The organism is Micromonospora sp. Utrum1 (assembly GCF_057197805.1).
Map to the genome: position 1 here is coordinate 2,033,023 of NZ_CM170071.1, position 14,212 is coordinate 2,047,234.

Annotated in this window: 13 protein-coding genes and 5 tRNA genes; 11 read left to right on the top strand and 7 right to left on the bottom strand. The window is 74.4% G+C overall.

What is annotated here, in order from left to right:
- Positions 1-189 precede the first annotated feature (189 nt).
- A complete protein-coding gene (locus tag AC0OLQ_RS09915) occupies positions 190-1,023 on the top strand; it encodes a hypothetical protein (protein ID WP_484531073.1) in 834 nt (277 codons plus the stop codon).
- A gap of 20 nt (positions 1,024-1,043) precedes the next feature.
- Here AC0OLQ_RS09915 and AC0OLQ_RS09920 read toward each other — a convergent pair whose 3' ends face one another.
- Complete coding sequence (locus tag AC0OLQ_RS09920) at positions 1,044-1,646, bottom strand: TetR/AcrR family transcriptional regulator (protein ID WP_357344869.1); 603 nt, start codon at positions 1,644-1,646, stop codon at positions 1,044-1,046.
- 275 nt (positions 1,647-1,921) lie between these two features.
- Here AC0OLQ_RS09920 and AC0OLQ_RS09925 point away from each other — a divergent pair.
- From AC0OLQ_RS09925 to AC0OLQ_RS09935, 3 genes are all read left to right on the top strand, one after another.
- Positions 1,922-1,994 (top strand) — tRNA-Gly (locus AC0OLQ_RS09925).
- Between the two features lie 34 nt (positions 1,995-2,028).
- Positions 2,029-2,099, top strand: a tRNA-Cys gene (locus tag AC0OLQ_RS09930).
- A gap of 14 nt (positions 2,100-2,113) precedes the next feature.
- Positions 2,114-2,188 (top strand) — tRNA-Val (locus AC0OLQ_RS09935).
- A 50-nt stretch (positions 2,189-2,238) separates the two neighbouring features.
- Here the strand turns inward: AC0OLQ_RS09935 and AC0OLQ_RS09940 are convergent.
- Complete coding sequence (locus tag AC0OLQ_RS09940; RefSeq protein WP_484531074.1) at positions 2,239-3,219, bottom strand: ArsR/SmtB family transcription factor; 981 nt, start codon at positions 3,217-3,219, stop codon at positions 2,239-2,241.
- A 69-nt stretch (positions 3,220-3,288) separates the two neighbouring features.
- Between AC0OLQ_RS09940 and AC0OLQ_RS09945 the strand changes: the two genes are divergently transcribed.
- Complete coding sequence (locus AC0OLQ_RS09945) at positions 3,289-4,107, top strand: isocitrate lyase/PEP mutase family protein (protein WP_484531075.1); 819 nt, start codon at positions 3,289-3,291, stop codon at positions 4,105-4,107.
- An 87-nt stretch (positions 4,108-4,194) separates the two neighbouring features.
- On the opposite strand, the gene AC0OLQ_RS09950 is transcribed toward AC0OLQ_RS09945, so the two are convergent.
- Positions 4,195-4,434, bottom strand: coding sequence for a DUF6458 family protein (locus AC0OLQ_RS09950; RefSeq protein WP_091311496.1), 240 nt, complete (start codon positions 4,432-4,434; stop codon positions 4,195-4,197).
- Positions 4,435-4,619: 185 nt separating this feature from the next.
- Here AC0OLQ_RS09950 and AC0OLQ_RS09955 point away from each other — a divergent pair.
- The 3 genes from AC0OLQ_RS09955 to AC0OLQ_RS09965 all read left to right on the top strand — a co-directional run bounded on the left by AC0OLQ_RS09955 (position 4,620) and on the right by AC0OLQ_RS09965 (position 5,544).
- Positions 4,620-4,692: transfer RNA gene (locus tag AC0OLQ_RS09955), tRNA-Gly, on the top strand.
- A gap of 56 nt (positions 4,693-4,748) precedes the next feature.
- Positions 4,749-4,823: transfer RNA gene (locus AC0OLQ_RS09960), tRNA-Val, on the top strand.
- A 103-nt stretch (positions 4,824-4,926) separates the two neighbouring features.
- Positions 4,927-5,544: a hypothetical protein gene (locus AC0OLQ_RS09965; protein ID WP_484531076.1), complete on the top strand. Its 618-nt coding sequence runs from the start codon at positions 4,927-4,929 to the stop codon at positions 5,542-5,544.
- An 11-nt stretch (positions 5,545-5,555) separates the two neighbouring features.
- On the opposite strand, the gene AC0OLQ_RS09970 is transcribed toward AC0OLQ_RS09965, so the two are convergent.
- Positions 5,556-6,506 (bottom strand): nucleotidyl transferase AbiEii/AbiGii toxin family protein, encoded by a 951-nt coding sequence (locus AC0OLQ_RS09970; protein ID WP_484531077.1) that lies wholly within the window; start codon positions 6,504-6,506, stop codon positions 5,556-5,558.
- A 288-nt stretch (positions 6,507-6,794) separates the two neighbouring features.
- Here AC0OLQ_RS09970 and AC0OLQ_RS09975 point away from each other — a divergent pair, with 288 nt between their 5' ends.
- On the top strand, positions 6,795-8,441 hold the full coding sequence (locus tag AC0OLQ_RS09975) for a PKD domain-containing protein (RefSeq protein WP_484531078.1): 1,647 nt from the start codon (positions 6,795-6,797) through the stop codon (positions 8,439-8,441).
- Positions 8,442-8,497: 56 nt separating this feature from the next.
- On the opposite strand, the gene AC0OLQ_RS09980 is transcribed toward AC0OLQ_RS09975, so the two are convergent.
- Positions 8,498-9,070, bottom strand: a complete 573-nt coding sequence (locus AC0OLQ_RS09980) for a hypothetical protein (protein ID WP_484531079.1) — start codon at positions 9,068-9,070, stop codon at positions 8,498-8,500.
- A gap of 553 nt (positions 9,071-9,623) precedes the next feature.
- Here AC0OLQ_RS09980 and AC0OLQ_RS09985 point away from each other — a divergent pair.
- Positions 9,624-10,625, top strand: a complete 1,002-nt coding sequence (locus AC0OLQ_RS09985) for an NAD-dependent epimerase/dehydratase family protein (protein WP_484531080.1) — start codon at positions 9,624-9,626, stop codon at positions 10,623-10,625.
- Between the two features lie 61 nt (positions 10,626-10,686).
- Here the strand turns inward: AC0OLQ_RS09985 and AC0OLQ_RS09990 are convergent, their stop codons facing one another.
- Positions 10,687-11,661 (bottom strand): Acg family FMN-binding oxidoreductase, encoded by a 975-nt coding sequence (locus AC0OLQ_RS09990; protein ID WP_484531081.1) that lies wholly within the window; start codon positions 11,659-11,661, stop codon positions 10,687-10,689.
- A gap of 188 nt (positions 11,662-11,849) precedes the next feature.
- On the opposite strand from AC0OLQ_RS09990, the gene AC0OLQ_RS09995 reads away from it, so the two are divergent.
- Positions 11,850-12,488: a response regulator gene (locus AC0OLQ_RS09995; RefSeq protein WP_484531082.1), complete on the top strand. Its 639-nt coding sequence runs from the start codon at positions 11,850-11,852 to the stop codon at positions 12,486-12,488.
- Positions 12,489-12,509: 21 nt separating this feature from the next.
- Here AC0OLQ_RS09995 and AC0OLQ_RS10000 read toward each other — a convergent pair whose 3' ends face one another.
- Positions 12,510-14,180 (bottom strand): GAF domain-containing sensor histidine kinase, encoded by a 1,671-nt coding sequence (locus AC0OLQ_RS10000; protein WP_484532313.1) that lies wholly within the window; start codon positions 14,178-14,180, stop codon positions 12,510-12,512.
- Positions 14,181-14,212: the final 32 nt, after the last annotated feature.

Consider the following 14,212-nt stretch of genomic DNA (forward strand, 5'->3'; position numbering starts at 1 on the left):
ATTCTGTCGTACCCCGGAGGACCGCCGGCGGCCGATCCCGGGCGTGTCGGGGTGCGGGCGTGACCGGTTCACCACCGTCGGTGACAACGGGCCCCGATGTTGGCGGTTCGTGCGAACACGCCCGTCTACCGGGGGCCCGGTGGCGCTCCTAGCGTTCCGGGTGGACGCGGCCGACGGGAGGAGACGGTGGTGAGCGGGTGGCGGTACGCGCTGCGGATCGGGGTGGTGCTGACCTGTCTGGCGGGGGCCGGGCTCGGCGGTTCCGTGTCGGCCGGGGCGGCGGCCGCCTTCTCCACCGAGCTGAGCGGCCTGCCGGACGAGTTCAGCGCCGGCGATCGGGTGGAGACGCTCTCCGCCGTGGTGTCCCGGACCGACGGGGGCGGCTGCGTCAAGGTGCGCTGGTCGATGCTGCTGCGGGTGCAGGGCCTGCGGCTGGACCAGGTCAAGGTGGACCGGGTGGAGGACGGCGGCTCCTTCCCGCTGGAGATCCGGACCGACGGGGACACCGCCCGGCTGACCGACCGCGACCTGGACCCGGGCCTGCTCTGCCCGGACCGCACCGTCACGGCCCGCTACCGGGTGGCCTTCGCCGACGACGTGGCCCGGGGCCGGGTGAGCTTCGCCGCCGAGGCGTACGACCCGGAGTTGCGCCTGCTGGCCCGGCAGACGGCCGCCCGCCAGGTGGTGGGGGAGGAGCCGACGCCCGACCCGACCGAGGCGACGCCGGAGCCCACGCGGCCCGGCGCGGAGCCGACCGACCCGGCTACCGAGGAGCCGGTGGCGGACGACCCGTCGAGCGAGGCGGTGGTGGTCGAGCCGCCGCCCGGCGCGGCGAGCCGTCCGGCGTCGGCCTCGGGCGGCTTCGGCGTGGTCCAGGCCGCCTTCCTCCTCGGCGGGCTGCTGCTCTTCCTCGGCGCGGGGCTGCTGCTGCGGATGCGGCGCCTGCTGCGCCCGGTCCGAGAGGCCCCGGAGGACGCCGGGCTGGCGTTCGAGCGGCGACCGGCCCGTGGGCGGTGGCGGTAACGGCCGCCTCACGAAGCCCGTCAGTCCAGCTGGGCCGGCTCCAGGCCCAGCTCGCGGGCCGCGACGAGGCGGACCCACTCGGCGATCTGCCGGCGGGTGATCACCCGCTCGTGCACGGCGAGCTGCACCGCGAGGCCGTCCATCACCGCGCTGATCCGCCAGGCCGCGCCGGCCGGGTCGGGACATTCGAAGGTGCCCTCGGCCACCCCGTCGGCGATCACCGCGGCCAGGTCCCGCCGCCACCGCAGGTCCAGCCGGCGGGAGAGCTTCTCCAACTCCGGGGTACGCAGCGACTCCGCCCAGCCGTCGATCCACATCGACCAGGAGGTCGACCGGCCGGCCGGGGCGTAGAGGCGGAGCATCCGGCGCAGCTTGGTCAGCGGCGGGGCGGTGGAGCGGACCACCGTGTCGAGCCGGTTCAGATCCTGCTCGACGGCGTACGCGAACGCCTGCGCGAGCAGCCGGTCCTTGGTGGCGAAGTGGTAGAAGACCAGGGCCTGACTGACCCCGGCGGCCTCGGCCACGTCGGCCGTGCGGGTGTTGGCGAGTCCCCGTTCCGCGATCACCTCACAGGCCGTGCGCAGCAGCGCGTCCAGGCGGATCTCGGCGGCACGTCTCGTCACGCCCGTTACGGTAACCCATCGGAGTGACCACGGGGAGTTACCGAAAGCGGCCGGTTGACCGCATGACAGTCGGATCCCGGACAGTGCCTCGGCGGCACGTATCCGCAGGTCGGCAGCCTGCGCCGCGCCTTGAGAGCTTCCCGCCCAGGCTCCTAGGAAGCTCTGGGCGGAGCAGGCTCCGTCACCCGGACGCGCCCGGAAAGGGGGCCCGAGTTGGCAACCGTTCCCGGGCTCGGCTAAAGTTCTCATCCGTCACCGGATAACACCGGGGGCACGCGGACGTAGCGCAGCTGGTAGCGCATCACCTTGCCAAGGTGAGGGTCGCGGGTTCGAATCCCGTCGTCCGCTCGGAGATGCCGCCACGCATGTCGGGGGCAACCTCGGTGGAGTGGCCGAGAGGCGAGGCAACGGCCTGCAAAGCCGTGTACACGGGTTCAAATCCCGTCTCCACCTCGGCAATTTGGCGAGGGCGATTGGCGCAGTGGGAGCGCGCTTCCTTGACACGGAAGAGGTCACTGGTTCAAACCCAGTATCGCCCACCAGCGAAAAGGTCGTGTCGATCAATTCGACACGGCCTTTTCTGTTGCCCCCGTCACGCCGACGCGCCCAGCAGCGCCTCGGCCACGGCGGTCCGGCTGCTCAGCAGCGACCGCCCCTGCCGGTGGGTCACCACCAGGCCGGCCGCCCGCAGTGCGGTGAGGTGCTGCGAGACCCCGGCCGGGGACAGCCCGGTGCGCCGGGCCAGCTCGGTGGTCGACCGCGGCGCGTCCAGGGCCGCGAGCAGCCGCGCCCGGCCCCGCCCGAGCACCGCGCCCAACGCGTCCGGGGCCTCCGCCGGGCACTCCCAGAGCCCGCCGACCCCGCGGGCCGGGTAGGCCAGCTGCGGGACGTCGCCGGCCGCGACGCTGAGCACCGACGGCCAGACGAAGACCGAGGGCACCAGCACCAGGCCGCTGCCGTCCGGCACGTCCGGGGCGTCGCAGTGGCGCTGGCTGATCAGCAGGGCGTCGCACTCCCAGCGGACCCGCTCGTGCAGGTCGTTGAGGAGCCCGGCCGCGCCGTCCTCGGCCAGCCGCCGGGCCCGGTGGAACACCTCGGCGTCGAGCACCGCCCGGATCCGGGGCCAGTCGCGGGCCACGGCCAGCCGCCAGTACGTCGAGATCTCCTCGGCGAGCCGGCCCAGCCCGGCCGCCGGGTCGGCGTACAGGGCGGCCACCGCCGCCGGCCGCGGGCCGGGACAGAGGTCGAGCTGGGCGCGGACCGTGTCGGGCGGGGTGGCGCACAGCACGGCCAGCTCCTGGTCCAGGTCCGGGGCCAGGCCGGCCGGCGGCGGGGTGAGGAAGTCGGCCAGGTAGCCCGGCGCGGGCGGCACGAGCTGCCCGAGCAGGCCGGCGTCCGGGTCGAGCAGGCCCGCCTCGGCCAGCCGCGGCCGGACCCGGTTGGCCCAGGGCAGGTGGATCGCGTGCCGGCCCGGGTCGCGGAGCACCCGGACGCCGGCCATCACCTCCCAGAGACAGGAGAGCGCGAAGCGGACCCGCGCCACGCCGCCCGCCGACAGCCCGATCGCGACCACGCCGCCCCCTTCGTTTCAGCCAGGACTGAAACATTACGGCTGCCGGCGCCTCCGCCGGAGACTGGCCGGGTGAACGAACACCACACCCGAGCCCTGCACTTCCGTTCCCTGCACGTCGCCGGCGAGCCGCTGGTCCTGGTCAACGCCTGGGACGCGGCGAGCGCCCGGATCGTCGCCGCGGCCGGCGCCCGCGCGATAGCCACCACCAGCGCGGGCGTCGCGTGGAGCCGCGGCGTCCCGGACGGCGACGCGCTCGGCCGCGAGACCGCCGTCGACGTCGTCCGCCGCGTCGCCGCCGCAGTGCCGCTGCCGGTCACCGCCGACATCGAGTCCGGGTACGGCAACGCCGCCGACGAGGTCGGCGAAACCGTCGCCGCCGTGCTCGCGGCCGGTGCCGTCGGGGTGAACGTCGAGGACGCCCGGCACGCCGAGGGCGAGCCGCTGCGCCCGGTCGAGGAGCAGTGCGCCCGGCTGGCCGCCGTCCGCTCCGCCGCGGACCGGGCCGGAATCCCGCTGTTCGTCAACGCGCGCATCGACACCTTCCTGCGCGGCGTCGGCGGGATCGAGGAGACGGTGGCGCGGGCCGGGGCGTACCTGGCCGCCGGGGCGGACGGGATCTTCGTGCCCGGGGTGGTCGACCCGGACACCGTGGCGGCCCTGGCCGCCGCCATTCCGGCCCCGCTGAACGTGCTGGTCGGGCCGGGCGCCCCGCCGGTGGCGGCGCTGGCGAAGCTCGGGGTGGCCCGGGTCAGCCTCGGCTCCTCGGTCGCCGAGGCCGCGTACGCGGTGGCCCGGCGGGCCGCCGAGGAGGCGTTCACCGCCGGGACGTACGGGGCGCTGGCCGACGCGCTCGACTACGGCACGCTGAACGAACTGATGCGCGGCTGACCGGGTACGCGAACGGGGGCGCCGCCGGCGCCCCCGTTCACCCGCGGCCGGGAACCGATCAGCTCCGTCGGCCCGGGCGGGCTCGGGTCACAGCGGCGGGGTGACGTCCCGGCGCTCCTCGACCCGCCGGTACTCGACCGGCTCGGCCGTGGTGACCACCTCGCGGCGGCGGCCCCAGACCAGCGTCGTCATGATCAGGCCGAGTACGCCGGCCGCCATCAGGATCCAGCCGACGACGTCGAGGTTGACCCCGCCGATGCTGGCGTCCAGCGCGAAGGTGAGGATCGCGCCGACCGCGATCAGGAAAATGCTCGTTCCGATACCCACGACAGCCTCCTTCGGGGGGACGGTTGTGCTGTCGCAGCAGTCAGTACCCCGGCCCGGAGCAGCGCAATCACCGGGCTGTGGTGGCGGTCACCCCGGCGGTGCCCGGGACGCGCCGGGGCCCTGCCGGGGGGCGATCTTGTCATCGGGTACAGTGGCACCCGTCGCCGACGCGAGTCGGTGACAACGCGGACGTAGCGCAGCTGGTAGCGCATCACCTTGCCAAGGTGAGGGTCGCGGGTTCGAATCCCGTCGTCCGCTCGCGATCCGCCCCTCGCGGGCCGACCGTCGCCGGTGCTTCGAACCGGCGAGCGCGCGGGCGATTGGCGCAGTGGGAGCGCGCTTCCTTGACACGGAAGAGGTCACTGGTTCAAACCCAGTATCGCCCACCAGCTCCGAGCAGCACGAAGGCTCGTCACCGCACGCGGTGGCGGGCCTTCTCCCTTGGGTAGCGCGGTGTGGCCGGCGACGGCCCGGCCTGGCAGGGTGGGCGCCGTGGCCGAGATCGCCGGGGACTTCGAGATCCATCTGACGGTGGCCGCGGCCGACGCGGACCGGGTGGCCGCCTTCGCCGAGCGGCACCGGCTGGGGTTCGTGCACATCCTGCTCGACCGGGGCCGGCAGCCCGGCCAGCCGATGCTGTCACTGCGGACCCGAGGGACCGAGGCCGAGGCGCGGGCCGTGGCCGGGAGCTGGGAGTTGCGGTTGGGTGCGGAGTCCACCCCGGTCACCCGGGTGAAGCTGGAGGCCGCGCCGTGGAACGCGGGCGTGCCCGAGCATGACGCCGACGCGGCCGACGCGCCGGAGCGGTACTTCGAGCACCACGTCAAGCTCCTGCTGCCAGACGCAACCGGACCCCGGCTGGCCGCCGTCACCGAGGTGGCCGCCCGACACGGCGCCCGGCTGTCGCGCAACGCCCGCCGCCGCCGGTCCGACGGGCGGCAGGAACGCTTCGTCACGCAGCGCTGCCACCGGGTCGGTCGGTCGCGGGCGGCGCGTCGCCTGGACGCGCTCGTCACCGACCTGCGTGCCGCCGGTTACGAGGTCGCCTCGATCGAGGCCGAGTACGTGGTGCACGACAGCTGCCTGCGCCTGGACGACGGCTGGCTCTGAGCCGCGGCGGGTCAGCCGAGCCGGGCGACCAGCTCCGGCATTCCGTGCAGCGCGGCGGCGAGCCGCTTCCGCCAGCCGGCTCGGGAGCGGTCGGGGCCGGCGGACCAGTCCACCCGCCAGGCGCGGACCGCGTCCGGATGCAGCAGGCTGGGCTCCGGCAGCCGGCACCGCAGCTCGGTCGCCAACCGGCCGGTCAGCCGCGCCCCGTTCCGCTCGGCCAGCAGCACCGCGTCCACCAGGTCCTTGCCTTGGGCCGCGCCGTGGGTGTGAAGGTCCACGCAGAGCCACTGGAGCTTCCACAGCAGCGACAGCCGGGGCGAGGCCGCCCACACCGCCGACGGCGGGCCGCCGTCCTGGCGGGGCACCGCCGCCGGGCAGGGTGGCTCCGGCAGCGGCTCGTCGTAGGCGAAGTCGAGCTGGACCGTGCCGGTGCGACCGTCGGCGGCCCGCCAGGGCAGGTGCAGCCGCGCCCCACCGCCCACCGCGTCGTAGGCGTACCCCCAGGTGGTGTCCTCGGTGGCGGCGTCGGGCAGCAGGGTGACGCCCCCGGCGGCCAACGGGTCGGCGCGGACGAGGTCGGTGACGAGCAGGTGCGGGCGGGATGGCGGCTCGACCTCCTCGGGCCGCAACCAGCGCAACCCCTCCGGGGGCAGCTTCGGCCGGCGCCCGCCGGTGTCGAACTCCTCGAACGTCCACATCTCGTTGCGTCCCGCGCCGTGCACGGCCTCGGCCCAGGTCTGCACCGGGTCGATGCGGTCGAGGTACGGGTAACTCGCCTCGTCGGTGAGGATCGCCGACGGTGGGATCACGAAGTCGAGGTCGCCCGGCTCCCGGGCGTGCCCGGGCGCCCAGGCGAGCATCGCCATGCTGCCCCGCAGCACCAGCTCGTCGGCGCAGGGCGCGGCGGCGACCAGGGCGAGCACGTGGTCGAGCGCCGCGCGGTGGGACGGATCCCCGGTCACGCGTCGGCCGCCCGCGCCGCGACGGCCGTCGCCGGTACGGTGCGCTGAACCAGGATCACGGCGGCTCCGAGGGGTGCGGACGGTGGTGGTCATCGTGTCATCGACGGCCGACATCCGGTGGACCGTGCCGCCGGTCGCCCGGGGCCGGCGGTCCACCGGGTCGCCGCCACTGGCCACATCGGTCGCCCGGCCGCACGGAGGACCTGGTACGGATCCGCCCAACGGATTATGGAACCGCTGGCCGCCAGCGTGACAGGGTGGGGGCCCGTGGAGCTGGGAGGCGATCGTATGCGGTCAGTCAGGCAGGGACGATGGCGGCGCACAGCCGCCCGGCTGGGCGTGGCCGCCCTGCTCGTGGCGACGGGGGTGGCGCTGGGCGCCTCGCCCGCGCAGGCGACCGCCACCCGGACCGTCGCGTTCTGGAGCATGGACGAACCGGCCGGGTCGACCGTGCTCAAGGACAGCAGCGGCAACGGCCGCAACGGCGCCGTCGGGTCCGAGGTGGTCACCGGCGCCCTCTACGCCGGCGCCACCGGGCACCGGTTCGCCACCCACCTGCCCACCGACCAGGAGTACGTGCCGGGCCACGTGAACCTGGTGCCGCACAGCACCGACTTCAACCCGGACGCCGGGGACTTCTCGTTCACCATCCGCTACCGGACCACGCACTCCTTCGGCAACATCCTCCAGAAGGGACAGGGCACGGCCGTCGGCGGCTACTGGAAGTTCGAGGCCCCGGCCGGCAAGCCGAAGTGCCTGTTCCGCGGCGGCGACGGCGCCTCCCGGACCGGCTACACCGGCGTGTCCATCGCCGACGGGCAGTGGCACACCGTCACCTGCAACCGCACCGCCAGCTATGTCGAGATGTACGTCGACGGCGTGCGGACCAGCCGGCTGACCGGGCCGACCGGCACCATCGCGAACAGCTGGCAGCTCTCCATCGGCGGCAAGAGCCAGTGCGACGGCGTGAAGGTCACCTGCGACTACTTCGCCGGTGACATCGACTACGTGAAGATCCTGAAGGGATCGGGCGGCCCCGCCAACCAGCCGCCGGTGGCCCAGCTCGTCCCGTCCTGCTCCGGGCTGGTCTGCACCTTCTCCGGCGCCGGCTCCACCGACGCCGACGGCGCGATCCAGGACCACCGCTGGGCCTTCGGCGACGGGTCCACCACCGACACCGTGTCCGTGCCGACCACCGCGCACACGTACGCGGCGTCCGGCACCTACCCGGTCACCCTCACGGTCACCGACGATCGGGGCGCCAGCGGCACCGCGACCGTCGACGTCACCGTCGCGCCGGTGCCCGAGCGGATCGCCTTCGTCGGCCAGGCCACCGGGAACACCAACTGGACCAGCCACACGGTGACCGTGCCGTCGACCGTCCAGCCGGGCGACACCCTGCTGCTCCTGCTCAGCCAGAACACCCACACCGGCACCGGCGAGCCCACCGGGGTCACCGGCTGGACCCGCCTCGACCGGCTCGACGGCGGCTTCGCCACGACCACCGCCTGGTGGAAGGTCGCCGGCGCCGGGGACGCCGGATCCGCGGTACGCGTCGCCCTCGACGGCCAGGCCAAGGGCAACCTCATGGTGGCCGCGTACCGGGGGGTCGCGCCGAGCGCGCCGGTCTTCGCCCGGGCCACCGACCCGGCCAGCACCGCCACCCGGATCACCCCGTACGCGCCGGTGACCGCCGAGCAGAGCTGGGCCGTGTCGTACTGGATGCACGGAGACGGGTTGTCCACGGCGCTCACCCCGCCGGCCGGCGTCGAGGTGCGCAGCAACAGCTCCCAGACCGGCGGCGGGCGGGTGACCGCGCTCCTCGCCGACTCCGGCCGCAGCGTGCCGACGGGCAGCTACGGCGGCCTGGCCGCGGTGGGCGCGGCGGCCAGCACGACCACCACGACCTGGACCCTCGTTCTTCGCCCGGCCTGACCCGAAGATGCCGCTGGCCGGCACCCCGTGTCGGGTGCCGGCCAGCGGTTCTTGGCTCAGCTGTTCCAGTTGTGCGCGACGATGTCGGCGGCCTGCCGCTCCCACTGGGCGTAGGCGTCCGGGTAGGCCGAGACCTGCACGGTCTGGGCGGCCTCGGTCAGCGGCATGTCCTGCCAGCCGTCGACCTGCTTCAGACCCTTCAGGAACGCAAGCGTCGAGTACTCAGGGTCGGTGATCTGCTCCGGCGAACCCCAACCGCTGGACGGGCGCTGCTGGAACAGACCCAGCGAGTCGTGGTCATTCTTGTCGCCGAGGTGGCCCAGGTTCTCCAGCTTCGACTCCTGCAGGCTCGTGGCGATCGAGATGACCGCGGCCCGCTTCGGGAGACCGGCCTTCTTCGTCGCGGCGATGATCGCCTTCGCGTTGGCGACCTGCTCGTCGTTCAGGTCGATCTTCGACTGGGCGCCCTGCACACCGTGCGGGATCAGCTTGTCACCCTGCACCGCCACCGCCACCGGCTTGGTGCTGTGCACCGGCTCGGCGTGGGCGGCGATCGGACCGGCGAACACACCACCGGTGAAAGCCAGACCAGCGATACCGAGCACGCTCTTACGCAGCATCGTGTTCATGGGGGTTAGCTCCATTCGGGGGTTGGCGCACACACACCGACGGGGGTCGGCTGGGGTGGTGTGCGCAAGCACCGTCAGGCGCTCAACAAAAGTCCTTGGGGAGGTCGAGCAAAAATCTTGGGGGATCATCCAGCGCGCGGGGCCGGAGGGCCGCTTCGTCGCGCCGGGACCATCTACAACGACCGGCAGCCCACCATCATTCCGGGCTCCGCGCACCCACCTCGGCGGGCAGCCCCGGAGGGGCGGTCACCCCGCTGGGCGCGGCGTCTTCCTCAGCCGTTCACGGGGATACAACGACCCCCGCCCGGCCGCCATTCCGTCGCCAGAGTGCCGCCGACCACCCCGGAAACGGACACCCCGCCCAGGCCGACACCTTCGGTGGAACACCATGTAGGCCATCGGGCCCCGGAGACATACATGGCGTTCCACTCACCGCCGAGGCATGGGCGGGAACCGGACATTCACCCCACGCCCGAGGGTCGTTCTGCCCTGGGCAGATCCGCTCACCGTGAACTTCGTTCACCAGAGGGGCGACGGGCGGCAGGGTGGACGCATGAGGCTACTGATGCTGGGTGGTACGGGATTCGTCGGTGGGGCTGTCGTGCACGAGGCGGTACGCCGCGGCTGGTCCGTGACGGTGTTCAACCGAGGGCTGCACGGCGACGCGCCCGAGGGCGTACACCGGTTGCGGGGTGACCGGACGGCGCCGGACGGGCTGGCGGCGCTGGACGGCGGCGAGTGGGACCTGGTGGTGGACACCTGGGACGGGGCGCCCCGGGCGGTCCGGGACGCCGCGCGCGCCCTGCGCGGTGTGGTGCCGCACTACGTCTACGTCTCCAGCGGATCGGTCTACGCGCCGCCCGTCGGGCTGGGCACGGACGAGGACGCGCCGGTCGTCGCGGCCGAGGCGGACGCGGGCGACGGGGACTACCCGCACAACAAGGCGGGCGGGGAGCGGGCCGCGGTGGAGGTGTTCGGCGACCGCGCGCTGCTGGTGCGGGCCGGGCTGATCCTCGGGCCGGGCGAGGACATCGGGCGGCTGCCCTGGTGGCTGCACCGGATCGCCCGGGGCGGCGAGGTGCTGGCCCCCGGCCCACGCGACCTGCCGGTGCAGTACGTCGACGCGCGGGACCTGGCGATCTGGCTGCTGGACCGGGGGATCGAGGGCGTCGGCGGGGCGTACAACGTGATCAGCCGGACCGGGCACACGACGATGGGCGAGTTGCTCGACGCCGCCGTGGCGGTGACCGGCTCGGACGCGACGCTGCACTGGACGGCGCCGGACGCGCTCCTGGCGGCGGGCGTCGAGCCGTGGAACGACCTGCCGATCTGGATTCCGCTCGGGCACGAGTACCGCTGGTTGCAGGAGCGGAACGTCGAGCGGGCGCACGCGGCGGGCCTGGTCTGCCGGCCGGTGGCCGAGACGGTCGCCGACACGTGGCGCTGGCTGCGCGAGGTCGGCCAGGTGCCGGCCCGGGCGGGGCGCCCCGCGCGGGCGGCGGTCGGACTGGCCCCGGACCGCGAGGCCGCCCTCCTGGCCGCCCTACCGGCCTGACCACCGGCCGCGCCGCGCCGGGCCGGGCGAGGCCGGCGGGCCCGGCACGTCGGGCGAGAGGTCAGGCCGGTACGACCGGCAGGTCGAGAACGTCGTCGACCGGGCGGCGCGGGGTGGTGCGGCCGGGCTGGCCGAACCCGATCCGCATCACCATCTGCGGGGTGCCGAACCGCCCCAGGGACAGCCGCAGCGCCTCCCGCGCCCCGGGCACCTCGATCGGCTGGGAGAGCATCGACACGGCCAGCCCGGCGTCGGTGGCGGTGAGCAGCACCCGTTGCAGGCCCTGCCCGGCGACGATCTGGTCGGCGGCGGTGTTGCCGGCCGAGCCGAGCACGGCGACCAGCGGTTCCGGTTCGAAGTCCCGGCCGGGGGCGCGGTCGCGGCCGCCGAAGCCGCGCTGCGGCAGCAGGTCCTGCGGTTCGCTCTGCGGCCCGCCCCCGGCGGCCGGCACGCCGTCCGGGGACGACTCGGAGCGCGTCCACTCGGTCCGCTCGGTGACATAGGCGGGGTCGCGCTCCAGCACCCGGTGGGCGCTGCGGGCGATCTCGGCGAAGGCGTTGACCGCGCTGGTGCCGATGACCAGTTCCAGCCAGCACTGCTCGGCCCGGGCCGCCTCGCCGAGGCGCCAGCGCGCGTCGGCGGGGACCGGGTCGGGCCAGAACGGCGCCCGGTTGCTGAACCGGCGGGCGATGGCGCCGTGCAGGCCCTGTTCGGTCGGGGTGGGGCGGCGCGGCACGTCGGGGACGAGCCGGGCCACCACGTCCGGCTCGCCGGGGCGCGGGCGGAGCCGGACCGTGGCCGGGGTGCCCGCCACGGCGAGCGCCAGCCGCAGGTTGAACAGGGCCGCCCCGCAGGCGATCCGCGCGCCCCAGCCGCTCGGGTCGGTGGCCGGCAGCCGGCGCAGCGGGTCGACGGCGAGTTCGATCCCGCCGTCGACGAGCCGGAACCGCCACGGCTGGGTGTTGTGCAGCGACGGCGCCCGCACCGCGTCGGCGGCGGCGCTCCGTAGCTGGTCGACGGTGTAGCCCGTGGTCATGGCGTTGCTCCCTCCGTGCGGGCGGTGTCGCCCTGCCGGTCGGTCCATCCCCACGGTCCGTCACCGGGAGGGGCGGTGAGCAGGGCCGGAGGTCCCCACCCGGGCGGGTCGGTCTGCCCGCCGGGGCGGGTCACGGTCGGGACCTTCGGCCCGTGCGTGTCGCCGGGGCCGGAGGGTAGAAAGGACGGATGATCCGGGTGTTCCTGCTCGACGACCACGAGGTCGTCCGCCGTGGCCTTGCCGACCTGCTCCAGAGCAGCGGCGACATCGAGGTGGTCGGCGAGTCCGGCTCCGCCCAGGAGGCGTCCCGCCGCATCCCGGCGCTCCGCCCGGACGTGGCGATCCTCGACGCCCGGCTGCCCGACGGCAACGGCATCGACGTCTGCCGGGACATCCGCGCCGTCGACTCGTCGATCAAGGGACTGATCCTGACCTCGTACGAGGACGACGAGGCGCTCTTCGCGGCGATCATGGCCGGCGCCGCCGGCTACGTGCTCAAGCAGATCCGCGGCACCGACCTGATGGACGCGGTCCGGCGGGTGGCGGCCGGGCAGTCCCTGCTCGACCCGGCGATCACCACCCGGGTGCTGGAGCGGATCCGCAGCGGCGTCGAGCAGCCGCGCGAGCTGAAGTCCCTCACCGAGCAGGAGCGGCGGATCCTGGAGTACGTGGCCGAGGGGCTCACCAACCGGGAGATCGCCGGCAGGATGTTCCTCGCCGAGAAGACGGTGAAGAACTACGTCTCCAGCGTGCTGGCCAAGCTCGGCCTGGAGCGGCGTACGCAGGCGGCGGTGCTGGCCACCCGGCTGCTCGGCAAGACCCACTGAGGCGCCGGACGCCCCGCCCGCTCAGTCGCGCAGCGGGACGCTCCAGCGCAGCTCGGTGCCGTGCGGGGTCACCCGGCTCAGCTGGAAGTCGCCGCCCAGCCGCTCGGCCCGCTCGCGCAGGTTGACCAGGCCGCTGCGCGCCGCCTCCGGGTCGCAGCCCACCCCGTCGTCGGTGACAGTGACGCTCACCCAGCCGGCGTCCACCCCCACCCGCACCGACACCCGGTCGGCCCGCGCGTGGCGTACCGCGTTGGAGAGCGCCTCGCGGAGCACGGCGGTGAGTTCGGGGCGCAGCTGATCCGGGACGGCGCTGTCGATCGGGCCGACCAGGTCCAGGTCGGGCCGGTAGCCCAGCGCCTCGGCGGCCACCTCGATGGCCTCGCGGATCTCGGTGCGCAGTGCCGCGCTCATCGGGGTACGCAGCTCGAAGATGGTGCGGCGGATGTCGCGGATGGTGGCGTCCAGGTCGTCGACCGCCTGGTTGATCCGCTTGGCCACCTCGGGGCGGGCGTTCATCGCCCCGCTCTGCAACTGCAGGCCGGTGGCGAACAGCCGCTGGATCACCACGTCGTGCAGGTCGCGGGCGATCCGCTCGCGGTCCTCCAGGACCACCAGCAGCTCCCGTTCCTCCTGGCCCCGGGCCCGCTCCATGGCCAGCGCGGCCTGGCCGGCGAAGCTGCCCAGCAGGGCCACGTCGTCCTCGGCGGCGGGACCGTGGTCGGCCCCGTGCGCGATGACCAGCACGCCGTGCAGGGTGTCCGCCGCGGCGAGGGGGGAGACCACCGCCGGCCCGGCGACCACCGGGTGTGACCACGGGGCCGCCTCGGCGAGGTTCTCCAGCAGCTCGTGGCGGCGCTCGGTGACCGAGCCGAGGAAGGTGGTCTCGTCGGCCGGCAGCACCGCGCCGACCAGCTTGGGGGCGTTGCCGTCGGCGCCCTCGACCACCTCGACGGTGAACTGGCGCTCGTCCTCGTCGTAGAGCAGCACCAGGGCCAGTTCGGCCTCGGCGACCTCCCGGGCGCGCCGGGCCACCAGGGTCAGCGCGTCGGTGCGGCGTACCTCGCCGAGCAGCACCGAGGTGATCTCGGCGGTCGCGGCCAGCCAGCGTTCCCGCCGGTGCGCCAGGGCGTAGAGGCGGGCGTTCTCGATCGCCACCCCGGCCGCAGCGGCGAGCGCGACGACGATCTCCTCGTCGTCCTCGGTGAACTGCGCGGCGCCCTGCTTCTCGGCGAGGTAGAGGTTGCCGAAGACGTGGTCGCGGATCCGCACCGGGACGCCGAGGAAGCTGTGCATCGGCGGGTGGTTCGGCGGGAAGCCGTAGGACCTGGGGTGCTGGGTGATGTCGGGCATCCGCAGCGGTCGTGGGTCGTCGATGAGCAGGCCGAGCACGCCCCGCCCGTGCGGCAGGTCACCGATCCGGGCGTGCAGCTCGTCGCTGATGCCGTGGACGATGAAGTCGTGCAGCAGCCGGTCGGGGCCGATCACGCCGAGCGCGCCGTAGCGGGCGCCGACCAGCTCGCAGGCCGACTCCACGATCCGTTGCAGGGTGCTGCGCAGGTCGAGGTCGGTGCTGATGCCGACGACCGCGTCGAGCAGGGCGCGCAGCCGCTCCCGGTTGGTGACCACCTCGCCGACCCGGTCCAGCATTTCCTGGAGCAGCTCGTCGAGGCGCACCCGGGACAGCGGGGTCAGCCCCAGCGACGGGGTGACGTGCTCGTTCCGGG